Here is a 22,420-nt window from a genome sequence, read left to right on the forward strand (position 1 = left end):
GGTGCCCGCGCCCGGACTGCCCCGCACTCTACGCACGGCGCCCCCCGACGACAAGGGTGCCGACGAGGGCGGCGGGAGCGTCTCGACCGTCGTCGGCCGTCGCGGAGCCGGCGACTGGGGGACCGGCCGCCGGCGACGGAGGACCGGTCCTCCGTCGCCGGACGGCTCAGCCCGGCCACGTCCTCTCCCGGCCTGCCGGAGGCCTCCCGCGGTGGTCACGCCCCGACCGGCGGCGCCGGCGGGATCCATGCGCTCGGGCCGGGCCGTCCGCGGGTCCTCCGAACGCACCGCCGATCCTGCGGAGCGGTCACGGCAGGGTGGAGGGAAGCTATGCTCGGGGCATGAAGAGACTGGTCAGCGCACTGCTCGTCGGGCTGGGGGTGATCCTGGCATCGGCCGGGTGCGCCGGGCTCTACCCGGCCGATCCGCACGGGACGCTGTCCGAGGTCACCGGCGGGGTGCTGCGGGTGGGGGTCTCGCACAACGAGCCCTTCGTCTCCGTCCGGGGACCCGTCCCGTCCGGGCGCGAGGTGGAGCTGGTGGAGGACTACGCGCGGACCCTCGACGCGGAGATCGCCTGGACCGCCGACGGGGAGGAGGAGCTGGTGGACCAGCTCGAGCACGGGCAGCTGGACCTGATGATCGGGGGCCTGACGAACCGGACCCCCTGGGAACAGAAGGTCGGGCTAACCCGCCCCTACACGGAGACGACCGACGAGTTCGGGCAGCAGGAGAAGCACGTGATGGCGGTGCGCAAGGGCGAGAACGCATTCCTGCTCGACCTCGACGAGTTCCTGCAGTCGCAGGGAGGGCAGTCGTGATGGCCGCGCACCACAACATCGAGAACGAACCGCTGCCCGAGGAGGTGGCAGCCGATCTCCGCCGGGCGGTGCGGCTGGAGTGGGCCACCATCGTCTGCCTCGTGCTCATCGTGGGGCTGGTCTATGCCGTGATGGGCAACTCCCAGGCGATGAAGACGGCCTGGATCGAGGACATGCTCTCCTTCGTCCCGCCGATCGCGTTCCTGATCGGGGTGCACATGACCCGCAGGCCGGCCACCGCGGAGCGGCCCTACGGCTACCACCGGGCCATCGGCATCGCCCACGTCGTGGCGGCCACGGCGCTGCTGGTGATGGGCGGCTACCTCGTCGTGGACTCGGCGCTGAAACTGATCACCGTGGACCACCCCACGATCGGCGGCATCCAGTTGTTCGGCACCACGCTCTGGCTGGGCTGGCTGATGATGGCCGCCATGGTGGTCACCGCGATCCCGCCGGTGATCCTGGGGCGGATGAAGCTGAAGCTGGCCCCGCCGCTGCACAACAAGGTCCTCTACGCGGACGCGGACATGAACAAGGCCGACTGGATGACCTCCCTGGCCGCCACCGTGGGGGTCGCGGGCATCGGGCTGGGCTGGTGGTGGGCGGACTCGGCCGCGGCGATCGTCATCGCGACCTCCATCCTCAAGGACGGGATCACGAACCTGAAGGCGGCCGTGGCCGGGCTCATCGACGCCCGTCCCACCAGCGTGGACAACAAGGACCCGCACCCCCTGCTGGGGGACATCGACGCCTACCTGCGCGGTCTGGACTGGGTGCACACCGCCGGGGCCCGTGTCCGCGACGAGGGACAGGTCTTCCACGTCGAAGGGTTCGTCGTCCCCCGGGCGGCGGAGCTCCCCACCCCCGACCGCATCCAGGCAGCCCAGCGGGGGCTGTTCGACCTGGACTGGAAGGTCCGCGACGTGACCATCACCCCCGTCCGCAGGCTGCCGTCCGTGCTCGAGGCCCACGCCGGACCCTCGCGGCACTGACGCGTCCGGCCGGTCCGCAGGTCCCGTGGGATCCTCGAGGAACGACCGCACCGCACCACGACCGACGAGCAAGGAGACATCATGCAGATGGGACTGGTAGGCCTGGGGAAGATGGGCGGGAACATGCGCGAGCGCCTGCGCCGGGCCGGGCACACCGTCATCGGCTACGACACCGACCCGCAGCTGTCCGACGCCGACAGCCTGGCGGCGATGGTCGAGCGCATCGACAGTGAGCTGCAGGTGGTGTGGGTGATGGTCCCGGACACCGTCGTCGACCCGGTGATCGAGGAGCTGGCCGGGCTGCTCGGGGAGGGTGACGTCATCATCGACGGCGGCAACTCCCGGTGGGTCCACGACGCCCCGCGGGCGCGGCGGCTGGCCGAGCGGGGCATCGAGTACCTGGACTGCGGGGTCTCCGGTGGTGTCTGGGGCATCACCCAGGGCTACGCCCTGATGGTCGGCGGCAACGGGACGACCGTGGCGAAGGTGCAGCCGATCTTCGACTCGCTCAAGCCCGCCGGGGAGTTCGGCTTCGTCCACGCCGGGGAGCACGGCGCCGGCCACTTTGCGAAGATGGTGCACAACGGCATCGAGTACGCGATCATGCAGGCCTACGCCGAGGGCTGGGAGCTGATGGAGGCGGCCGGGCACGTGACCTCCGTGCGGGAGACCTTCAACTCCTGGCGCGAGGGCTCGGTGATCAAGTCGTGGCTGCTGGACCTGGCCGTGAACGCTCTCGACGAGGACGAGCACCTGGAGCGGCTGGCCGGCTACGCCGAGGACTCCGGGGAGGGCCGGTGGACGGTGGAGTCCGCCCTCGACCTGGCGGTGCCCGTCCCGGCCATCGCCAACGCCCTGTTCGCCCGCTTCACCTCCCGCCAGGACGAGGCCCCGGCGATAAAGATGATCGCGGCGATGCGCAACCAGTTCGGCGGGCACGCCGTGCGCGACGTCGCCGCCGGCCCCGAGCACCTCGAGGCCGAGCCCGGGGAAGAACCAGCCCACCCGTCCGAGCAGTGAGACTCCGCCACCGCGTCGAGGGGAGCCCCGGCACCGACGGGGCGTAGCATTCCCCGGGAACGGGAGAATGACAGGACAAACACGGAGGTGGGCCGCCGGTGGACGTGGTCATGGCGGCCCTGCCCATCGTGCTGACCCTGGGCCTGCTGCTCGTGCCCGCGCCGGCGTGGGTGGCCCCCGGGGCCGGACTGCTCGCGGCCGTGGCGGTCGGCCTGGCCTGGTTCGGCACCCCCGCCGCCGACGTGGTCGCGGCGTTCGGCGACAGCGCCTGGACGCTGGTCGAGGTGCTGGCGATCATCGCCGGGGGGATCCTGCTCGCCCGCGTCATGGACCGCAGCGGCGCCCAGCGGGGACTGGCCCGGTGGCTCTCGGCCGGCGGCGGGCCCACGGTGGCCTCGGCGCTGCTGATGGCCCACGGTGTCGTGCCCTTCATGGAGACGGTCACCGGCTTCGGGGTCTCGGTGATCATCGGGCTGCCGCTGCTGCTGTCCCTGGGGTTCACGCCGCTGCGGGCCGCCACGCTGTCGCTGATCGCCCTGATGGTGGGGCCGTGGGGCTCGATGGGCCCGGGCACGCTGCTGGGCGCCCAGATCGCCGGGGTCCCCCTGGACGAGCTCGGGGTGGCCTCGGGGGTCCTCAACGTCCTCGCCTTCCTCGGCTCCGGCGCCGTGGCCGCGGTCGTCGCCGGCCGCGGCCTGCCCGCCCCCGAGGCCCGGTTCCGGGCCGCCGTCCACGCCCGCTGGATCGGCGCGGGGCTGGCCTCGGGCGCGGTGCTCTCCGTCCTGGTCCTGGCCGCCAACCTAGCCCTCGGCACGGCCGTGGCCGGCGCGGTGGCGACCCTGGTGATGTCCGCGGGCTGGGCCGCCGTGATCAGCCGGGGCCGGCTGGGCCCCGTCCCGGTCCGCGCGCTGGTGCCGTACGCGGTCCTGCTGGCGGGCACCACCGCCGGGCAGCTCCTCGAGCGGGCGCTGCCGCTGGGCGGGTTCGGTGCGGTGCTGGGCTCCCCGGCCCTGTGGTCGAGCACCGGTGCCCTGGCCGGCGTCGTCGTGCTCGGCCTCGACAGGAGCCACCGGCGGCGGCTCCCCCGGGAGACCCTGCGGATGTGGCTGCAGGTGGCGGTGCCGACGGGCCTGTACCTGGTCCTGGGCACCGCGGTCTCCGGGGGCGGGCTGGCCGAGGCGCTGGCCGCCGCCCTGACGGGGCTGGGGCCGGCCTACCTGTTCCTCGTGCCGCTGCTCGGCGGCCTGGGCGGCTACATCACCGCATCGGGCACCGGGGCCAACGCCATGTTCGGCGGCACCCAGGACGCCGCCGCGCAGGCCCTCGGGATCGACCCCCTGTGGATGATGGCCTCCCAGAACGTGGCCGCCGGGCTGGCCTGCCTGGCCAGCCCGGCGCGCATCGAGCTCGCCTACCGCATGGCCGGCCCGCACCAGCGCCGGGACACCCCCGGGCCCGCCCTCACCCGCGGGGCCCTGGTCGCCAGGACGCTGCCGTTCGTGCTCGTGTGCCTGGTGCTGTGGGGCCTCGGCAACCTGCTCTGGCTGCCGACCGCCGGCTGAGCCCCGCCGCCGGCCACACCGGCAGCGACCGCCGGCGCCGCGCCCTCCTCGTCCCGCGCCGAAGGCGCGAGCCCGCACCGCGGACATCTTGGGACATCGGCCGCCCCGGTCGCCCACAATGGTCCCGTCGGCACCTGCCGGCCCGGAGGAAGGACGCACGATGACACCACCACGGGCCACCGGCCGGCCCGAGATCCGCCGGGACGGGACGTGGATCGTGTTCGTCCGCCACCTCGACGCCCCCGTCGAGCAGGCGTGGGCGGCCGTCACGGACCCCCGGCGCCTGGAGCGCTGGATCGGCACCTGGACCGGGGACCCGGCCTCCGGCAGCGTCGCCTTCCGGATGACCGCCGAGGAGGGCATGCCGGAGGAGGTGCACCACATCGAGGCCTGCGAGCCCCCGCGGCTGCTGCGCACGCGCGCCCGCGGCGAGGGCCTCGACGGGCAGGACCACGACTGGCGGCTGGAGATCCGGCTGGCCGAGGACGGTGGCGGGACGGCGCTGCACCTCGCCCAGTTCCTGCCGGAGGCGGCGTGGGCGCACAGCATCGGGCCCGGCTGGGACTACTACCTGGACCGGCTCGTGGCGGCCGAGACGGGCGGGGACGTCGCGGCCGTCGACTTCGGGCGCGACTACCACCCGGCCCTCGTGCCCGCCTACGAGCAGCGCTTCCCGCTCGCGCCCCGGCGACCGTGACGGTCCCCGGCGACGACGGGCCCGGCGGTGCACGCCGGTCGCTGTGCCTGTACACCCGCTCCGCCGACCCCTCCGGGATGGGGGCGCACCTGCTGGAGCTGGCCGGCGGACTGGCCGGCCGCATGGACGTCACGGTGCTGTGCCGCACCGGCGAGCGCGTGCGCTGGCTCTTCGAGGCGGCCTCCGCGTGCGGGGCGCGCGCGGTGGCGCTGCCGGGGCCGCACGATCCGGCCTATCCCGAGGTCCTGGGCGCGCACCTCGCCTCGCACCCGGTGGACGTCTTCCACTGCCACGCCGGGTGGAGGTGGGAGGACCCGCACGGCCTGCGCCTGGCCGCGGCCGCCGGCGTGCCGGCGGTGGTCATCACCCACCACCTGTCCTACCTGCTGCGCCATCCCGGCAAGGCCCAGCGGCTGGTGCGCAACACCTCCTGGGCCCACTGGCGGATCGCCGTGTCCGACACGCTCCGGGAGTCCTACCTCGCCCGCGGCGTCAGCCCGGAGCGCTTCGTCACGGTCCCCAACGGCATCGGCCCGCGCCGGCAGGCCCCCGGGAGGGCGGCCGCCAGGGCGGCGCTGCGGCTGCCCGCGCAGGTTCCGGTCGTGCTCTCGACCGGGCGGCTGACCGCGGTCAAGGACCATCGGTCCCTAATCGGGGCCGCCGCGCTGCTCGCACCGGAGCACCCGGACCTGCAGGTGGTGGTCCTGGGGGAGGGCGAGCTGCGGGCGGAGCTGGAGGGCCTCGTGGCCGCGCTGGGCCTGGGCGGCGTCGTGCACCTGCCGGGCCACCGGGCGGACGCGCGGGCGCTGCTGGACGCCGCGGACGTCTTCGTGCTGCCGTCGCGGGCCGAGGGCATGCCGCTGACCGTGCTCGAGGCGATGGAGGCCGGACTGCCGGTCGTCGCCACCCGGGGCACGGGCTCGGAGGAGGCCGTGGTCCACGGCCGGACGGGCCTGCTCGTGCCTCCCGGGGACCCCGGGGAGCTGGCCGCGGCGCTGGGGGCGCTGCTCGACGACGACTGCGTCCGCGGCCGGTACGGCACCGCCGGGCGCCGGCGGTATCTGGAGCGCTTCACCGTCGAGGCCATGCTGGCCGGCACGCTGGCCGTCTACGACGCGGCCCTGGCGCCGCGGGGCGCGGGGGCACGCGCCCCCGGCGGCTGAGCCGTTGCGCCCGAGGTGCGGCGGCGTGCCCGGCACGGAGGCCGCCGAGCACGTCCGTGCCGGGGCTCAGCCGGCGGTCACCAGCTCCTGGACCCAGTTCCGCAGCGCGGCGACGGTGCGGGGACCGAGGCCGTGGCCGCCGGGGTCGCGGCGGCCCAGGACCTCGGCGCCGGAGCCGGTGTGCAGGTAGGACCAGGTGCGCTCGAGCAGCTCGCGGGGGATGACCGTGTCCGCCTCGCCCTGGGTGACGAACACCGGGGTGCCGGCCAGCCGGGCGGGCTCCACGGGGATCCCCGCGTCGAAGGGCAGGGTGCCGTGGAGGATCGCCGCCCCGGCGAAGCGGGCGGGCTCGCTCAGCAGCAGGGCCCCGGCGAAGGCCGCGCCGCCGCTGAAGCCGATGAGGACCACCGGCCGGCCCGCCGGGGCCGCCCCGTCCAGCCAGGAGCGGAACCAGGCGGTGGTGGCGGCCAGGGACGCGGCCACGGGCCGGCCGATGCCGCGGTTGGCGAACCAGGCGAAGCCTGCGCCCTCGGGGATCGGGGCGCGCACGGCGGCGTAGGCGGGCCCGGTGGGCAGGTGGTCGGCCACGCCGAGGATCTCGCGCTCGTGCGAGCCGCGCCCGTGCAGCAGCACCACCAGGGGTGCGTCCGGGTCGGTGCTGCCGGCCGTGGCCACCACGGGGGCGGGGAGGGCGGCGGCGCTCATGCCCGCTCCGCCGGGGCGCTGTCCTGCACGAGGGTCCCGGCGGTGGGGGTGCCCGGCCAGCGGTGCAGCTCGGCCGCCAGGTCGAGGGCCTCGACCGGGGCCTCGTGCTCCCAGCGGCCCCAGTCCTGCCGGGGCAGCATCCACATGATCTCGAACTCGTGGCCGTCGGGGTCCGCGCCGTAGACGCTCTTGGTGGCGCCGTGGCTGGACTCCCCGGCGTAGGCCCCGGCCGTCAGGAGGAGCTCCCGGGCGGCGGCGAGCTCCTCGACGGTGTCGACCTGCCAGGCGAGGTGGTAGAGCCCGATGCCCCCGCGGGCACGGGCCGGGGCGTCGGGGCCGACCCCGAAGAGGCCGAGGTCGTGGTGGTTGCCCGAGCGCGGCAGGCGCAGGAACGCCGCGTGGGCACGGGGTTCGCGGGCGACGACGGTCATGCCGAAGACCTCGGTGTAGAAGTCCAGGGCGCGGTCGAGGTCGGCGACGAAGAGCACGGCGTGGTTGAGCCGGACCGGGTCGATGGGCATGGGTCCTCCGGAGGGTCGGGGTGGGCAGCGGGGCGCGGCCCCGCCGGGCGGACCGGACGGGTCCGTCCCGTCCGGCGCCGGCGGGTCGGGCAACGCGGGCGGAACCGGCGGACCAGGAGGTCCGCCCGGCGGCCGCGGCGAGGACGGCCCGGCCCGTGGAGCCGGTGCCGAGGAGGCTGGTGCGGACCGTGGACGTGCTCCGTGCTGCGGGGATCGTTTACTTGACGCTACAAGTAAAACCGTACCGGGAGGTGTTTGAAGCGTCAAGCATATTTCCAGCGGTGGGCCCCGGGCGAGCACGGCGGCCCAGGAGGTGCGGACGCTCGCACGCGGCGCCGCGCCGTCCCGGCGGGAGGGGACCTTTCCGGCCGGTCCGCGGCGCCTGTCCGGCGGGTGAACCGCGGGTGAACGGGTAATGTATCGGTACGCGGTTCCCACGGGCCCGAGAGCGGGTCGGCCGTCGAGGATGTCCGGTGCACGCACGCGCATCCGGAACGCGAGGTGTTGCCATGTCCGACCGAGTCCTGCCCGTGCTGCGGCGGGCCGGCGTCGTCGTCGGCCGCCTCGGGGTCCTCGTGCTGATCTGGGCGGGACTGGCCCTGCTCGTCGCCGCCGCCGGGATCCGGTACTTCTGGGGCGAGATCTCGGTGGGGCAGATGATGCTCAACCTCGTCTCCGTCGAGCTCGACGGCGGGGGCGGGCCCATCGTGTGGATGGGCATCCTGGGGGTCGGCGTCGTGCCCCTGCTCCTGACCGTCGGGATCGGGCTGTGGCTGCGCGCCCGGCGCCGCGGGCGGACCCGCCCCGGCGGGGACGGGCGTGCGCACGGCCGGCTCCGGATCGCCCGTGTCGTCCCCACCGCCCTGGTGGCCGCGGTGGTCCTCGGCGGCACCACCGCCTTCGCCACCACCGTGGGCGTGGGGGACTACCTCCGGGCCGGCAACTCCTCCTACCTCCTCGGCGACTACTACGTCGAGCCGGTCGTCACCGGCGACGCGGGGCGGCGCAACCTCGTGCTGATCTACCTCGAGTCCGGGGAGGCCACCCTCGCCGACGACGAGCTCTTCGAGAAGGACGCGTTCGTCCCGCTCGAGGAGGCCACCCGGGCCGAGGACGGCTGGCAGAGCGTGGAGGGCCTCCAGCAGTACAGCGGCGGGGGCTGGACCATGGCCGGCATCGCCTCCACCCAGTGCGGCGTGCCCCTGAAGGGCATCGGCTCCGCCGCGGGTAGCGGCGCCCTCAACTCGCTCGGCGGCAGCGTCGACACCTACCTGGGCGGGATCACCTGCCTGGGGGACGTCCTGGGGGAGCACGGCTACACCAACGTCTTCATGGGCGGGGCCAACGCCTCCTTCGCCGCGAAGGACGCGTTCCTGCGCACCCACGGCTACGACGAGGTCAAGGACCTCGCCGACTGGCGCGCCGCCGGTGAGCCGGAGAAGAACTTCCGCCCGGACTGGGGGCTCAGCGACGGCCGCCTCATGGCCCACGCCGAGGAGGAGGTCGACGCGCTGCACGCCGAGTCCCGGCGCACCGGCCGCCCGTTCAGCCTCACCGTGCTGACCCTCGACACCCACGAGCCGGTCCACGTCTACGACTACTGCGACGTGGACACGGACAGCGAGGTCACCTCCGTCTTCGAGTGCTCCATGGCCCAGGTCGCCGGGTTCGTGGAGCACCTGGAGCAGCAGGGCTACCTCGAGGACACCGCCGTGGTGATCATGGGCGACCACCTCAAGCACATGAGCGCCGGCGACGCCTTCCACGAGCAGCTCGACGACCACGAGGACCGGACCATCTTCAACCGGATCCGGGTCCCGGGCGAGGACGGCGCGCTGCGCCCGCGCGTGGACCAGCTGAGCATGTACCCCACGCTCCTGGAGGCCGCCGGCCTGAGCCTGCAGGACGGCGCGGCCGGGCTCGGCATCTCGGCCCGGTCCGGGCAGGTCCCGCCGGGCTCGGCCCAGGCCCTGGAGCCGGGCGCCTACGAGGAGCTCCTGGCCTCGCGCTCGCCGCTGTTCTACGCCCGGGCCTGGGCCGGCGAGGACGCCGCCGGGTAGCACCCCCGGCCGCCGCGCCCGCACGCGGTGGCCGGCGGGACGCCGCGCTCAGTCCGCGCGCCGGCCGCCGGGGCGGGGCGGGGCCACCTGCAGCGGCTGCAGCACGTGCTCGGGGTGGGCGACCAGCGGCCGGCCCAGCACCAGGGCGTTCGAGAGCCCGTGCGCCAGCCGGTGCTGCAGCGGGACGAACCCGGCCCCGCCGTAGAAGGCCAGCACCTGCTCGGCGCCCGGCCGCGGGGTCGCCGGTTCCGGGCGCAGCACGGCCCAGGTGCTGCCGGCGGCGCGGGCGGCGTCCAGGAACCGCTCCAGCAGGTCCGCCCCGATGCCGCGGCCGCGGTGGGCGCGGGCGACGACGAGGGTGTCGAGGTAGCTGCAGCGCCACTGCGGGTCCGGCTCCGGCTCCACCACGACGCTCTGCCACGTCGCGGAGGCGTGGTTGCCGTGGCACAGCCCGACGACCTCCCCGCCGACCGTGGCCACGGTGGTGGTCTCCAGCCACGCGGTGAAGCGCTCGCGGGTCAGCTCCCGCCCGGGCACGACCTGGGCGTGGAGCGCGACGGCGGCGGCGTGGTCGCTCGCCCGTGCGGGGCGGATCTCGTGGCCGGCGCTGCTCATGCCCTGATCGTAGCGGCGACGGCCGCGGCCCCGCCCCCGCGGTGCGGGGACGGGGCCGCGGCCGTGCCGGGACGGCTCAGCGGTAGTCGATGCGCACCCCGCGCCCCGAGGCCCAGCTGATCTGCCCGCCCTGGAAGTTCTGGACGGTGGTGGTCCCGGAGCGGTACTCCTCGGAGGTGGGGTAGCCCAGACGCCCGGCCGGGCCGCCGAGGTCGGCGTAGGCGACGCCGATCGCCCCGTAGGTGGCGCGGGTGCCGGCGCCGGGGGCCCAGTAGACGTTGCCGCGCTGGAAGCCCTGGACCACGCCGCCGTTGACGGAGGGGGTCTCGTCGGTGGCCGGGTAGCCGAGCTTGCCGGTGACCCCGCCCAGGGAGGTGAAGCGGGCGCCGACGGCGCCCAGCAGCGGGTGGGCGGCGGTGGCGGCGGACCAGACGATCTGCCCGCCCTGGAAGGGCTGGACCGCACCGCCGTGGCCGTCGGGCCCCTCGGCGGCCGTCGGGTAGCCGAGCTTGCCCGTGGTGGCCCCGGCGCGGTCGTAGGCGGCGTCGATCGCGTTGCGGACGGCGATCGAGCCGGTGCCCGCCGACCACACGATCCGGCCGCGCTGGAAGAGCTGGTAGGCCCCGCCCTTCCCGTCGGAGCGCTCGTCGGAGGTCGGGTAGCCCAGGGCGCCCTTCTCGGAGCCGGCGCGGGTGTAGGCGGAGTTGATGCCGTTGACCACGGCGTAGCCGCCGGTGGACGGGCCCCAGATCACCTTGCCGCGCTGGAAGAGCTGGTAGGCCCCGCCGATGCCGTTGGAGCGCTCCGGGGCGGTCGGGAAGCCGAGGGCGCCGGTGGCGCGGCCGGTGCGGTGGAAGGCGGAGCGCACGCCGCCGGCGACCATCTGCGTGCCCGAGGCCGAGGACCAGTACACGGTGCCCTTCTGGAACTCCTGGTACACCCCGGCGCCGTGCCGGACCTCGTGCGAGGTCGGGGTGCCGAGGGCGCTCCGGTGGTTGCGGTAGAAGGTGTCGATCGCGCCCTTGGTGGTGTAGGTCGGCGTGCTCGGCGTCGGGGTGGCCGGGGCGATCGTCGAGGCGGGGGTGATCCACAGGGCGTCGTGGGAGTTGAGCGTCTTGGCCCCGGAGAGCTGGGTGCGCGGGTCGCCGGAGTCGAGGATCTTCGCCTTGTACTGCTCGGCGCTCAGCGTCGGGTTCTTCTGCTTGAGCAGCGCCACGGTGCCGGCCACGTGCGGGGCGGCCATGGAGGTGCCGTAGTCGAACTTCGTCGACGGCGCCACGGGGCCGCGGGTGCCGGTGTTGGCGGAGGAGAGGATGTGGTGGCCGGGGGCGTAGATGTCCACGGCCCACCCGTGGTTGGAGTAGGGGGCCTTGTAGTGGTCCGAACCGGTGGCCCCGACGGTGATGACGTTGTAGCAGTTGCCCGGGGCCCAGTCGATCGCCGGCTGGTCCCAGTTGCCCGCGGCCACGACCACGGGGATGTTGCGGGACCAGGCGGTGTTGATGGCGCTCTGCAGCAGCGGCGGGCAGCCGCCGGGCATCGACAGGGACATGTTGATCACGTCGGCGCGCTTGCCGGGGGCGCGGGCGGCGCCGACGGTGTCCCCGGCCAGCCAGCGCACGGCGTCGGCCATGTCGGAGACGTAGCCGGTGCCGCAGGCGCCCAGGGCGCGGGCGTTGAGGATCGTGGCGTCGGGGGCGACGCCCACGGTGCCGTAGGTGTCGCGCCGGGCGGCGGCCGAGCCGGCCACGTGGGTGCCGTGCCAGATGGAGTTCGACGCCGGGGACCCGCTGTAGCACTGCCCCGCGGTGGACCAGGTGCCGGGGTCGCGGGCGTCGGCGTCGCGGCCGTTGCCGTCGTTGGACAGGGCGGTGGAGGAGACGAAGTCGTAGCCGCCGATGATCTTGGAGTCCAGGTCGGGGTGGGCGGCGATCCCGGTGTCGACGACGCCGATCGTGGCGCCCTTGCCGGTGGCGGTGTCCCAGGCCTCGAAGGCCCGCAGGTTCGTCAGCGCCCACAGGGACGGCACCCCCGGGTCGTAGGCGGCGGCCGCGGTGGTCGCCAGCCGGTCCTCCTCCTCGTCGTCCATCCCGGGGATCTCGGCGACGGCGACCATGCGGTCGGGCTCGGCCCAGGCCACGGCCGGGTCCTCGGCGAGCTCGGCGGCGAGCTTCTCGACGTCGGCCACGGGGGCGTCGTCGGCGAGCTCGAGGACCTCGGCGCCGTCGGTGGTGGTGCGCACCGGCGTGGTCCGCTCGGCCTCGCCGAGACCGCTCTCGGCGGCGGCCTCGTCGAGCAGCCGCTCCTTGGCGGCGTCGTCGACGGGGGTCTCGTACTTCACGACGATGCGGTCGGTGGCCTCGGGCAGGTCGGTGGTGCGGGCCGAGCCGGCGCCGGAGGAGGCGGCCGCGGCGGCCGCGGCCCCGGGGGAGGTCTCGGTGGCGAGCGCGGGTGGTGTGGTGGTCAGCAGGACGGTGGCCGCGGTGAGCGCGGACAGGAAGGCGGTAGGACGCACGGATCAGGCTCCTGGCAAGGGGGGAGGGGGGAGCCGTGGAACGCCCAGGTGTCCCACGGCCGGCGGAACGAGCACAGGTGCGCGGTGCGCCGGGGGGCGACCGCACCAGGGGGAAGGAGCCCGCTGTCCACGCCGGACAATAGCATTCGCAAATAGTGGGGCGGCAAGGCGGCACGCCGACTGTTACGCCGTGGTACGGACGAGGGCCCGTCCGTGCGGGCCGGGGAGGGGCGCGGGGTGGGCCCGGTCAGGACAGGCGCACGCGGGTGCCGGCGCCGGGGGTCCAGGTGATCGTGCCGCCCTCGAAGGCCTGGACGGTGCCGCCGGCGGCGCGCTGCTCGCCGGACACGGGCCGGCCCAGGACGCCGTGCTCGCCGCCGAGCCGGGCGTGGCGGGCGGCGATCGCCCCCTGCACGGGATGGGCCCCGGTGGCCGCGGACCACAGGATCCTGCCGTGCTCGAAGCGCTGGGCGACCCCGCCGGCGCCGTCGGGCCGCTCGCCGGTGCGGGGGTAGCCGAGCGCGCCGTGCTCGTCGCCGAGCTCCGCGTAGCGGGCGGCGACCGCCCCGCGCAGGACCTGGGCGCCGGTCGCGGGCGACCAGAGGAGCTTGCCGCGCTGGAAGACCTGGTAGGCCCCGCCGAGGCCGTTGGGGCGCTCGGCGCCCACGGGATAGCCCAGGACCCCGGCCTGGTGGCCGGTGCGGGCCCAGGCGGCCCCGATCGCCCCGCGCAGGATCCGGGCGCCGGTCGGGGGCGACCACACGATCCGCCCGTGCTGGAAGGACTGGACGACCCCGCCGGTCCCGTCGGCACGCTCCTCGGTGGTCGGGAAGCCGAGGGCGGCAGGGTCGCCGGCCGCGCCCCTGTGGGCGGCGCGGACGGCGCCGCGGGTCGTGCGCGCCCCCGTGGCCGGGGACCAGTGGACGGTGCCGCGCTCGAACTCCTGGCGTGCGCCGCCGGGCACGGGGACCTCCTCGCCCAGCGGCTGGCCCAGGGCGGGGCGCGCCGAGAGCCAGTAGCGCCCGATCGCGCCGGCCACGGGGAAGTCGGGCTCCGCGGCCGGGGCCAGCCCGAGGGCGGCGGAGGCGTCGGCGACCGGCACGGCCCCGGCGGCGGTGGCCCTCAGCCGGGCCTCGAGCTGGGCCGGGGTCGCGGCCGGGTCCTGCTGCTCGAGCAGCGCCACGAGGCCCGCCACGTGCGGGGCGGCCTGGGAGGTGCCGGAGAGCTCGCCGTAGGAATCGCCGGCCGGGCCGGTCCGGCCGGCGTCGAGCGTGGAGCGGATCGCCGTGCCGGGGGCCCAGACGTCCACCGTGGGCCCGTGGTTGCTGAACCAGGCCGGCTCGTGCCGCTGGTCGACCGCGCCCACGGCGATCACGCCCCGGCAGTTCGCCGGCATGGAGGCGGAGGCGTCCAGGCCGTCGTTGCCCGCGGCGACCACCACGGGCACGCCGCGGCCCACGGCCGCGTCCACGGCCGACTGCAGCACCGGGTCACAGGTGCTCAGCGCCCCCAGGGAGATGCTGATGACGTCGGCCGCCCGCGGCGGGGCCGGGGCGCCGGTCACAGGCTCCCCGGCCAGCCAGCGGATGGCGTCGGCGACGTCGGAGGTGTAGCCGAGGTCGCAGGCCCCGATCGCCCGGGCGACCAGCAGCCGCGCGTCGGGGGCGACCCCCGCGACGCCCCGGCCGTTGCCGGTCACGGCCGCCGCGACCCCGGCCACGTGGGTGCCGTGCCAGCTCGAGCGCGCGGCCGCGTTGCCGGCCCCGGTGGCCGGGTCGACCCAGCACTGACCGGCGGCGGCGTGGCTGCCCGGGTCCGCCCAGCGGCCGTCGCGGGGGTCGCCGTCGTTGGCCAGCGACAGCGAGGAGACGAAGTCGTAGCCGCCGATCGCCTTCGGGCTCACGTCGCTGTGGGCGGCCAGCCCCGAGTCCACCACGCCGATGACCGTCCCGGCGCCGGTCGAGGCGTCCCAGGCCTGCGGCAGCCCCAGGGCCCCGGCGGCCCACTGGGCGCCCGGGTCGAGGTCGTCGGGCCGCCACTGGCCGGCGAGCAGCCGGTCCGGGGCGGCGCTCTCGACCGCCGGTGAGCCGGTGAGCTCGGCGGCCAGCTCCGCGAGCTCGCCGACCGGCGCCGCCTCCGGCAGCTCGAGGACCTGCCCCCGCGCCGCGTCCCCGGCCACGACCGCGGCCGAGGCGGCCCCGGCGAGCCCCGTCGCGGCCGCGGCCTCGCCCAGCGCCCGGCGCCGCTCGGCGGCGGAGGCCTCCGGGGCGAACCGCACCACCAGGCGGTCGGTGACCTGCGGCGCGGCGCTCGCCGGCCGCGGCGCCGCCGACCCGGCGGTCGGCGTGGACCCGGCGGAGGACGTGGACCCGGCGGGCGCGGCGGGGTCCGTGGCGGCGGCCGGGGCCGCGGGGGCGAGCAGCAGGGACAGGCAGGTCAGCAGCGGGAGCAGGCGGTGGGTGCGCACGGGCGGTCTTCCTTCGAGTCATGGGCCTCGCCCCGGGACCGGCGCCGGTGGCAGCGGCGGGCGCACCCCCTGTGCGCCGCCGGACTGCGATCATGCACGATCATCGGCTTCGGGGTGCCATCGGCGCGGTGCCCGCCGGTCGTGCGGGGTCCCGGCGACGGGCCCACCTGCGGCGACGTCCGCGGGCCCGGGGCCGGGCCGGGCGGCCGCGTCCCGCCGTCGTCCCGGGGGCGGGGGACACCGGCCCGGTCGCGGGCACGGGCGTCCGCTCCGCGGCGCGGGTGGTGCGGGTCAGCCCGCCCGCCTCGCGCGGTCCACGGGCGGTCCGGACCGGCGCAGGCGCACGAGGGTCGGGACCGCCGGCACCGCGAGCCCGGTCAGCAGCGTCAGCCCGAACAGGCCCAGGGCCCAGACGGTGAGCAGCAGCGGGGCGGCGGCGGGCAGGCTGAGGACCGCCAGGACGACGGCGGCCGTCCGCCGGGCCTCGGTCACGGCCTCGCGGCGCAGCACGGGCAGGACCACGACCAGCTGGACGACGATCAGCGCCGGGTAGCCCAGCAGCGGCAGGGCGAGGATCAGGGCTTCGAGGGCGAGGACGCTGGCGTCGGCCACGGGTCCTCCGTTCGGTGCGGCGGGGGCGCCGGCGGGCGCCGCGAACAGGTGTTCTTCTCCGTGAACCTACCCGTGGGTCCCCGCTCCGGGGGCGCAGTGGCGAGCGCGTCCGGCGGACGGCCGTGCGCGCTGCGGCGCCGTGCCGGGCCGGGGGCTCAGCCCGTCCAGGCGGGCCACAGGCTGCGCTCGAGCCGGACCTCGAGGCGCGCGACCGTGTAGCCGTCGGGCCAGACGTGGCCGTCGAGGATGCGCGAGAGGGTGGTGTGGTCGACCCCGGTCGCCGCGGCGGCCTCGCGCAGCGTGGCGCCGGCCAGGGCCCGCCGGAGGTTGAGCACGAACAGCCGTGCCCGCTCGGAGACGGGGTCACGGCAGATCTCCTGCGGCCACGAGGAGGTCGCCGCCCGCGGTTCCGGTCTCGCCCTGCTGGTCATGGCGGGCAGTGTAGGGATGCAGGCTGAGCATGTGCTTGGTCCCGGTCCCCGTGCGGGACCGGCAGGCGCCCCGGCCCGCTCCGGGGCGGCGCTCAGGCGGTGGCCTGCTCGTCCCCGGCCGCCCACCGTGCCGCGGCAGCGGCGTTGAGCTCCTGGACCTGGCGCTCGACCAGGCGCACGGGGCGGGCCCCGCGGGAGACGAGGCGGTAGCCGGCGATCCCGGACAGCGTGCGGGTCGGGCCCTCGGCCATGACGGCCTCCACGGTCAGCGGCAGCACCTGGGTGCCCGGCCGGGCCGCGGCGCCCAGGGCGTCGCGCAGCTCGCGGGCGGCGGCCGCCGTGGGCACGACGGTGGTGGAGACCACGCCCGCGCGCGGGCGCCCGTCGGGGGCCGGGAGCATGGGGACGACGACGAACGCCGGTGCGGCCTGCGGTGATGTCACGGGCGCACACGATAGACGCTCGGGCGGCGGGCCGGAAGTCCCCGTCCGTTCAACGCATTCCCGTGCGCGGGCGGGCCGCGGCCCGGTCGTGCTCAGCCGGCCTCGGGGGTCTCCACGGCGATCACCTCGCCCGGGGCCGCGGGCGGGCCGCCGGTGAGCCCGCCGAGGACCTGCGTGGTCGCGGCCACGGCGGTGCGCGCCGTCGCGGAGGCGGTGGAGGGGGAGACGGTCACGACCCCGGCGAGCAGCACGAGCACGCCCAGGGCGGTGTAGGACCGGCGGCGGTGCCCGGCGACGATCAGCAGCCCGGCGGCGGCGAGGATGCTCCCGGCCACGGCCAGCAGCACGGGAGCCAGCTGCTCGGGGGTCACCGGGCACCGCCGGGGCGGGCGGGAGTGCGGGGGAGCGCGGCGTGCACGAGGACCTCCGGGGGGAAGAAGCGAAGCATGCGGTGCGGCGGCGGGGGGAGCCGCCTGCACTCATTATGGCCGGGCGGCGGGGCGCCGGCGGTGCGGCGCGCGCCGTGCCGCACCGGGAGCGCGCCGCGCAGCCGTGCCACCGGGGCGCCGCGGTGTCCTGGCGGGCGGGGGAGGAGCCCGCAGTGCGGCCCGGGGGCCGGCCGGGGCGGGCACCGCCGGCGCGGGCGCCCCGGGCAGGAGCCCCGGCGGGTGCGGTGCCCGGGGTCCCGGTCAGGCCCGGAGCCCGGGCACCGACCACGCCCCGGGGCGGGCCGGGTGGTCGGTGTGCTCGAGCAGCTCGAGGTCGCGCGCCGGCAGCAGCGCGCCCGGGGCGTGGCCGTCGGCCTCGCAGCGCACGAGGACGACCAGCCCGAGCGCGGCGGGCTCGTAGACGGCGGCCAGCACCGTCTCCCCGGCCCGCAGGGCCAGTCCGGGCCGGTCGCAGCGCAGCCGGTAGCGGGCCAGCGGGGTCGACGGGACGGCCGGCTGCGCGCGCGGGGCATGGTCCGCGTCGCGGCCCGGCGGGCGGCCGGACTCCGTGGTCGCAGAACGGGGCGCGGCGGGGCGGGGAGCGGGCGGAGGGGCGGGGGAGACGGGGGCGTCCACGGTGTGGGGCGCGTCACAGTGCCGGGGCATGGCCCGAGCCTGACAGCCGTTCCTGGACGCCGCCCGGATCCGGGCTGGGCGTTCGGCTCCTCAGCGGGAGGTCGAGGTGATCTCCCCGCCGAGGTCCTCCCGGATCTCCTCGAGGCGGGCCCGGTCCTGGGAGGCGGCGACCCAGTTGCCCTGGACCAGGTAGTGGATGCCGTCGATCCCCTCCAGCCCCTCGATCATCTGCTGCTCCATCCGCTCGCTGTCGGCCACCCCGAGCAGCAGGTCCTGGTCGCAGGCCAGCACGGTGCTGTCCGTGCCGCCGCCGGTGTCGCGCACGACCTGCTCGCCGGGACAGCGCGCCCCGGCCTCGACGACGGCCCGGCGCAGCGCCCCGGCGTCGTCGAAGCGCACGCCCCCGGCGGGGATCATGCTCTCGACCGCCAGGGTGGACGGACCGCAGCCGGTCAGGGCCAGGGCGGCGAGGCTCAGCAGGGCGGTGGTGGTCGTGCGGCGCATGGGCGCTCCTGTCGTTCGGGGAGGAGGGGGTGCACGGCCCGGGGGCGGTCCCCGTCCCCGGGCGCCGCACGGACCCGGGCAGGGGGGCGGGACGCCCCGGGTCAGGCGCCGCCGGGACCGCAGTCCGGCTCCCGGCCGGGCGGGTCCTGGCGGCGGGTGCGCCGGGTGCGCACCCAGACGGTCAGGACCGCCCCGACCACGGCGAGGGCGACGAGCACGAGCAGGGCCACGGCGGCCGGGGAACCCGGCTCCACGGGCTGCGCGGCGGTCAGGACGGCGGTGGGGCTCATGCACGGCAACCTAGCAGCGGGCGCCACCCCGGCACGAGTCCCGGGCGGCCCCGGGAGCGCGTCCCCGGGCGCGGACGACGGCGTCCCGGCACGCCTGCGCCGGGACGGGCGCGCGGGCGCATAGGATCCGTGCCGATGAGCTCCGCGACCCCCCGTTCCCGCACCGCCGACGCCGAGACCGCCCTGCACGCCGCCGAGCAGGCCCTGCGCCGGGCCCGGCGCACCTACGCGCGCCGGCTGCTGGGCCTGGTCGCCGACGCCCTGGCCGAGCGCCACCCCGAGGCCGTGCGCCTGGACGTGCGCACGGTCGTGGACGGGCGCGAGCACCTCGCCGACGCGCTGCACGACGCCCGCGGCGAGTACGTGTGGGGCGACCCCGGCCGCGTCGTCGTCGTGCGCGAGACCGCCGACGACGCCCTCGGGGGCCCCGTGACCGTCGCCGTCCACGACGCCCGCGACCTGGTGCTGCGGGCGCTCGAGGTCCACGACGGGCCGCTGGAGGAGCTGCTGCGCCACGACCCCGCCGACGGGACCCACTGGATGCCGTTGCGCCGCGGCTGAGCCCGCCCCCGGCGGCCCGGGCCGGGCACGGGGCCCGGTGCGGGCCGCGATGTGGGCCGAAGGGCTCACGCGCCCGGCCCCCGCGACGGGACCATACTGGCCCATGGACACCGCCGCCCACCTCGGCACCGCGCTCGCCGGCGGGGCGCCCGCCCACGCCGCCGCGCTCCTGCACCTGCTCCTCCCGGCGCTGCTGACCGTGCTGGGGCTCCTGGCGGCGGCGACCGCCGGCCTGGTGCTGCGGGCGCTGCTGCGCCGGGCCCGGCCCGGCGCGGCGCCGGGCGCACCGGTGCTCGAGCTGGGGCTGGTGGTCGCCGCGGCCGAGGACGAGCTCGACGCCGACCCCTGGCCGCTGTACTGCCCGCCGCCCGTACGCCCCCGGCACCGGCCCGCGTAGGATGCTCCGGGCGGATCCCACCGGTCGGTGGCCCGCCCCCGCCGCCCCGGAGGAAGGAGCCCCTCATGACCGCGTCCGCTGCAGGCCGCCCCCACCCGGTGCGCTGATGGCCAAGCTCTACTTCCGCCACGGGGCGATGAACTCGGGCAAGTCCACGGTCCTCATCCAGGCCGCCCACAACTACGAGGAGCGCGACCAGCGGGTGCTCGTGGCCAAGCCCGCCGTCGACGCGAAGGGCGCGGGAACCGTCGTCTCCCGGCTCGGGGAGTCCCGGCCGGTGGACCTGCTGCTGGCCCCGCAGGACCCGGTCCGCGCCCGGTTCCGGGACGCGGCCCGGGCCCGGGGCCCGGTGCACTGCCTGCTCGTGGACGAGGCCCAGTTCCTGGCCCCGGCCCAGGTCGACGACCTGCTGCGCATCGCGGTGCTCGACGACGTCCCCGTGCTCGCCTACGGGCTGCGCACCGACTTCCGGACCCGGCCGTTCCCGGGCGCGGCCCGGCTGCTGGCCGTGGCGCACACGGTGGAGGAGCTGCGCACGATCTGCCGGTGCGGGTCCAAGGCGATGTTCAACGCGCGCACGGCCGGGGGCGAGTTCGTCTTCGAGGGCGAGCAGGTGGCCATCGACGGGGTCGACGCCGGCTACGAGTCGCTGTGCGCCCGCTGCTACCTCGAGCGCTCCGGCGGGCGGCTGGGCGAGGACGCGGTGCCCGCGTCCCCGGCCGGCTGAGCCCGCCGGGCCCCGCGCAGCGCGGCCAGTGCCGACCAGGCCGCGCCCGCGGCCAGCAGCGCCGAGGCCAGATGCGCCGTCCACGGGGTGCGCGCGGCGGTCTCCGCCCCGGCCCACGGGTCGCCGGGGACGTAGAGGACCGTGCCGGGCGGCACGGGCGCACGCCCGGGGATGAAGACGGGCTCGCCGGCGGCCGGCGCCGCGAGGACGGGCGCGGAGTGCTGCGGGGACGTCCGCCCGGCCGCGGGGGCGGGTTCCTGCCCGGTGGGCGGGGCGGGGGTCGCCGTGGCCCGGGCGGTCGCGGCGTCCTCCGGGTTCTCCCGCCGCTGCTCCGGCGCGCCGGCGACCGCGGGCGGTGGGCTCGCGTCCCGGTCCCCGGTGCCGGCCGCGGGCTGCGGGTCGGCGGCGACGCGGTCCCGGGGCTCGGCGGGGGCCTGCGGGTGCTCGGGGGCGGCGGTGGACCCGTCCCCGGGGACCGGCTCGTCCTCCGGCAGCGGCTCCGGGACGGGCGCGGGGTCCTCGTCCGTCTCCGGGGAGGGGGCGGGCTCCGGGGCGGGGGCCTCGCCCGTCGGGGCAGTCGCGGGGCCGGCGGTCTCGGCGGCCGGGGCGGGGGACGGGGCGAGCAGGAGCAGGCCGGCCAGCGCCAGGGCGGCGGCGGGAGGCGGGGCGGTCAGCGGGCGAGCGGGCATGGCGGACTTTCTGCGCGACGCGGGGGGAGAGTCGGAGAAGACGGGGGCGGCCGCACCGGCGGCCACCGACGATCCTACGCAGGGCCGCGCCCGTCCGGGCGCGGCCGGGACGCCGACCTGCCCGGATGACCTCGTGTGACCTGACCGGCCGGGGCCCGTCCCGAGGACGCCTCTCCGGGCCCGGGTGCGGGGCGCGGGCCACGGCCGGTCCCGGGATGGGCGAGGATGGACGGCGGGCCGGTGCCCGGCCCGCCGGCCGGACCGGGCACCGGCCCGCCCGCCTCCCGGAAGGTCCCCGCATGCCCGACGTCCCGCCCCCCGCTCCGCGCCCCCGGCGCCCGGTCCCGCGCGCCGGGCTGCTGCTGGTGTGCATCGGCCTGGTCGCCCTCGTGCTGCGCACCCCCATCGTCGCCGTGGCGCCGGTGCTGGGGCAGCTGCGGGACGAGCTCGGGATCACGGCCGCGCAGGCCGGGCTCCTGACGACCGTCCCCGTGCTGTGCTTCGCCGTGGCCTCCCCGCTGGCCTCCGTGGCGATCCGGCGCCTGGGCGTGGAGTTCGCGATCACCGCCACGCTCGTGGGCGTGCTCGCCGGCGTGCTCGTGCGCTCCGCGGGCGGGGTGGGGGCGGCGATGGCCGGGACCGTGGTGATCGGCCTGGCGATCACCGTCGGCAACATCGCCGTGCCCCTGCTCATCCGCCGCGACTTCCCGCCGCACCGGCACAGCGCGGCCACCGGGCTCTACACCGCGGCGCTGAACATCGGCTCGACGCTCGCGGCCCTGCTCACCGCGCCGCTGGCCGAGGCCGCCGGGTGGCGGCTCGCCCTGGCGGCCTCGGCCTCGGCCGTGCTCGCCGGGGTCGTGGTGTGGTGGCTGACCGCCGGGCGCCGGGCCGTCGTGCCGGGGGCCGTGTCCCGGCCGGCGCCGGCGGGACGGGCACCGGCCGGCGGGCGGTGGGCCGCGGCGGGGCTCGCGGCGGGCTTCTCCGGGCAGGCCTTCGCCTACTACGGGGTCACGGCGTGGCTGCCCTCGCTGCTGGGCGACACCGTGGGGATGACGGTGGTCGGGGCCGGGGCGGCGTCGTCGTTCTTCCAGGTCTTCGCGATCGCCGGCGGGCTCGGGGTGCCCCTGGCCGCCCGCCGGTTCAGCACGGCCCGGGTGGCGGCCGCGATCGGGGTGCTGTGGCTGAGCCTGCCGGTCGGGCTGCTGCTGGCCCCGGCCCAGTGGTGGGCCTGGACGGCCCTGGGCGGGGTCGCCCAGGGCGGGGGGATCACCGTGATCTTCGTGGCGATCATGCAGCTGGCCCGGGACAACGCCTCGGCCGGGCGCATCTCCGCGGTCGTCCAGAGCGTCGGCTACGGCTTCGGGGCGCTGGCCCCGACCGTGGTGGGTGCCGTCCAGGCCCGCACCGGGTCCTGGACGGCGGCGCTGCTCGTCGTGCTGGCGGCCACGGCCGCCTACCTGCTGGGCACGACCCTGTCGGTGCGCGCGATCGCCCGCCGCGGGCGGGTCCGCTGAGCCGCAGGGCCCCGGCCGCGGGTGCGGCCGGGGCCCTGCGGGCGGGG

Annotated in this window: 24 protein-coding genes; 11 read left to right on the plus strand and 13 right to left on the minus strand. The window is 77.2% G+C overall.

Features of this window, described 5'->3' with window-relative positions; translation table 11 throughout:
* The first annotated feature begins 341 nt into the window (after window positions 1-341).
* The 6 genes from AS188_RS10555 to AS188_RS10580 all read left to right on the plus strand — a co-directional run bounded on the left by AS188_RS10555 (window position 342) and on the right by AS188_RS10580 (window position 6,255).
* A complete protein-coding gene (locus AS188_RS10555) occupies window positions 342-821 on the plus strand; it encodes a transporter substrate-binding domain-containing protein (protein WP_058858810.1) in 480 nt (159 codons plus the stop codon).
* Complete coding sequence (locus tag AS188_RS10560) at window positions 821-1,813, plus strand: cation diffusion facilitator family transporter (RefSeq protein WP_058859882.1); 993 nt, start codon at window positions 821-823, stop codon at window positions 1,811-1,813. Before AS188_RS10555 ends, AS188_RS10560 begins: the two co-directional genes overlap by 1 nt.
* A gap of 81 nt (window positions 1,814-1,894) precedes the next feature.
* The gene (gnd, locus tag AS188_RS10565; RefSeq protein ID WP_058858811.1) at window positions 1,895-2,833 is read left to right on the plus strand and encodes a phosphogluconate dehydrogenase (NAD(+)-dependent, decarboxylating); all 939 of its coding nucleotides are present in this window, start codon (window positions 1,895-1,897) and stop codon (window positions 2,831-2,833) included.
* Window positions 2,834-2,931: 98 nt separating this feature from the next.
* The gene (locus AS188_RS10570) at window positions 2,932-4,395 is read left to right on the plus strand and encodes an L-lactate permease (RefSeq protein ID WP_058858812.1); all 1,464 of its coding nucleotides are present in this window, start codon (window positions 2,932-2,934) and stop codon (window positions 4,393-4,395) included.
* Window positions 4,396-4,555: 160 nt separating this feature from the next.
* Window positions 4,556-5,092 (plus strand): SRPBCC domain-containing protein, encoded by a 537-nt coding sequence (locus AS188_RS10575; protein ID WP_058858813.1) that lies wholly within the window; start codon window positions 4,556-4,558, stop codon window positions 5,090-5,092.
* Window positions 5,089-6,255: a glycosyltransferase gene (locus AS188_RS10580; RefSeq protein ID WP_058858814.1), complete on the plus strand. Its 1,167-nt coding sequence runs from the start codon at window positions 5,089-5,091 to the stop codon at window positions 6,253-6,255. Before AS188_RS10575 ends, AS188_RS10580 begins: the two co-directional genes overlap by 4 nt.
* Window positions 6,256-6,321: 66 nt before the next feature.
* On the opposite strand, the gene AS188_RS10585 is transcribed toward AS188_RS10580, so the two are convergent.
* Entirely contained in the window at window positions 6,322-6,960 is a 639-nt protein-coding gene (locus AS188_RS10585; protein WP_058858815.1) for an alpha/beta hydrolase, read from the minus strand.
* Window positions 6,957-7,481, minus strand: coding sequence for a VOC family protein (locus AS188_RS10590; protein WP_058858816.1), 525 nt, complete (start codon window positions 7,479-7,481; stop codon window positions 6,957-6,959). The genes AS188_RS10585 and AS188_RS10590 overlap by 4 nt, the downstream gene beginning before the upstream one ends.
* A 509-nt stretch (window positions 7,482-7,990) precedes the next feature.
* On the opposite strand from AS188_RS10590, the gene AS188_RS10595 reads away from it, so the two are divergent.
* The gene (locus AS188_RS10595; protein ID WP_058858817.1) at window positions 7,991-9,541 is read left to right on the plus strand and encodes an LTA synthase family protein; all 1,551 of its coding nucleotides are present in this window, start codon (window positions 7,991-7,993) and stop codon (window positions 9,539-9,541) included.
* 48 nt (window positions 9,542-9,589) lie between these two features.
* Here AS188_RS10595 and AS188_RS10600 read toward each other — a convergent pair whose 3' ends face one another.
* The 10 genes from AS188_RS10600 to AS188_RS10645 all read right to left on the minus strand — a co-directional run bounded on the left by AS188_RS10600 (window position 9,590) and on the right by AS188_RS10645 (window position 18,482).
* A complete protein-coding gene (locus tag AS188_RS10600) occupies window positions 9,590-10,156 on the minus strand; it encodes a GNAT family N-acetyltransferase (RefSeq protein WP_058858818.1) in 567 nt (188 codons plus the stop codon).
* A gap of 76 nt (window positions 10,157-10,232) precedes the next feature.
* Window positions 10,233-12,671 (minus strand): S8 family serine peptidase, encoded by a 2,439-nt coding sequence (locus AS188_RS10605; protein WP_058858819.1) that lies wholly within the window; start codon window positions 12,669-12,671, stop codon window positions 10,233-10,235.
* Window positions 12,672-12,918: 247 nt separating this feature from the next.
* Window positions 12,919-15,138, minus strand: coding sequence for a S8 family serine peptidase (locus AS188_RS10610; protein ID WP_058858820.1), 2,220 nt, complete (start codon window positions 15,136-15,138; stop codon window positions 12,919-12,921).
* Between the two features lie 291 nt (window positions 15,139-15,429).
* On the minus strand, window positions 15,430-15,750 hold the full coding sequence (locus AS188_RS10615) for a hypothetical protein (protein WP_058858821.1): 321 nt from the start codon (window positions 15,748-15,750) through the stop codon (window positions 15,430-15,432).
* Between the two features lie 155 nt (window positions 15,751-15,905).
* Complete coding sequence (locus tag AS188_RS10620; protein ID WP_058858822.1) at window positions 15,906-16,181, minus strand: helix-turn-helix domain-containing protein; 276 nt, start codon at window positions 16,179-16,181, stop codon at window positions 15,906-15,908.
* Window positions 16,182-16,273: 92 nt separating this feature from the next.
* Window positions 16,274-16,624, minus strand: a complete 351-nt coding sequence (locus AS188_RS10625) for a hypothetical protein (RefSeq protein ID WP_147050341.1) — start codon at window positions 16,622-16,624, stop codon at window positions 16,274-16,276.
* 92 nt (window positions 16,625-16,716) lie between these two features.
* Window positions 16,717-16,995, minus strand: a complete 279-nt coding sequence (locus AS188_RS10630; RefSeq protein WP_058858824.1) for a hypothetical protein — start codon at window positions 16,993-16,995, stop codon at window positions 16,717-16,719.
* 318 nt (window positions 16,996-17,313) lie between these two features.
* Window positions 17,314-17,718: a hypothetical protein gene (locus AS188_RS10635; RefSeq protein WP_058858825.1), complete on the minus strand. Its 405-nt coding sequence runs from the start codon at window positions 17,716-17,718 to the stop codon at window positions 17,314-17,316.
* Window positions 17,719-17,778: 60 nt separating this feature from the next.
* Entirely contained in the window at window positions 17,779-18,192 is a 414-nt protein-coding gene (locus AS188_RS10640; protein WP_058858826.1) for a hypothetical protein, read from the minus strand.
* Between the two features lie 101 nt (window positions 18,193-18,293).
* Window positions 18,294-18,482, minus strand: a complete 189-nt coding sequence (locus tag AS188_RS10645) for a hypothetical protein (protein ID WP_058858827.1) — start codon at window positions 18,480-18,482, stop codon at window positions 18,294-18,296.
* A 135-nt stretch (window positions 18,483-18,617) separates the two neighbouring features.
* Here AS188_RS10645 and AS188_RS10650 point away from each other — a divergent pair, with 135 nt between their 5' ends.
* The 3 genes from AS188_RS10650 (at window position 18,618) to AS188_RS10660 (ending at window position 20,167) form a co-directional block, all read left to right on the plus strand.
* On the plus strand, window positions 18,618-19,043 hold the full coding sequence (locus tag AS188_RS10650) for a hypothetical protein (RefSeq protein ID WP_058858828.1): 426 nt from the start codon (window positions 18,618-18,620) through the stop codon (window positions 19,041-19,043).
* Window positions 19,044-19,146: 103 nt separating this feature from the next.
* A complete protein-coding gene (locus AS188_RS10655; RefSeq protein WP_058858829.1) occupies window positions 19,147-19,440 on the plus strand; it encodes a hypothetical protein in 294 nt (97 codons plus the stop codon).
* Window positions 19,441-19,546: 106 nt separating this feature from the next.
* Window positions 19,547-20,167 (plus strand): thymidine kinase, encoded by a 621-nt coding sequence (locus AS188_RS10660; RefSeq protein ID WP_058858830.1) that lies wholly within the window; start codon window positions 19,547-19,549, stop codon window positions 20,165-20,167.
* Here AS188_RS10660 and AS188_RS10665 read toward each other — a convergent pair.
* Window positions 20,104-20,856, minus strand: a complete 753-nt coding sequence (locus tag AS188_RS10665) for a hypothetical protein (RefSeq protein WP_147050339.1) — start codon at window positions 20,854-20,856, stop codon at window positions 20,104-20,106. The two genes, AS188_RS10660 and AS188_RS10665, sit on opposite strands and share 64 nt — an antisense overlap.
* A gap of 299 nt (window positions 20,857-21,155) precedes the next feature.
* Here AS188_RS10665 and AS188_RS10670 point away from each other — a divergent pair, with 299 nt between their 5' ends.
* A complete protein-coding gene (locus AS188_RS10670; RefSeq protein ID WP_058858832.1) occupies window positions 21,156-22,373 on the plus strand; it encodes an MFS transporter in 1,218 nt (405 codons plus the stop codon).
* Window positions 22,374-22,420 lie beyond the last annotated feature (47 nt).

The organism is Kocuria flava (assembly GCF_001482365.1).
In the GTDB taxonomy this organism is placed as follows: Bacteria; Actinomycetota; Actinomycetes; order Actinomycetales; family Micrococcaceae; genus Kocuria; species Kocuria flava.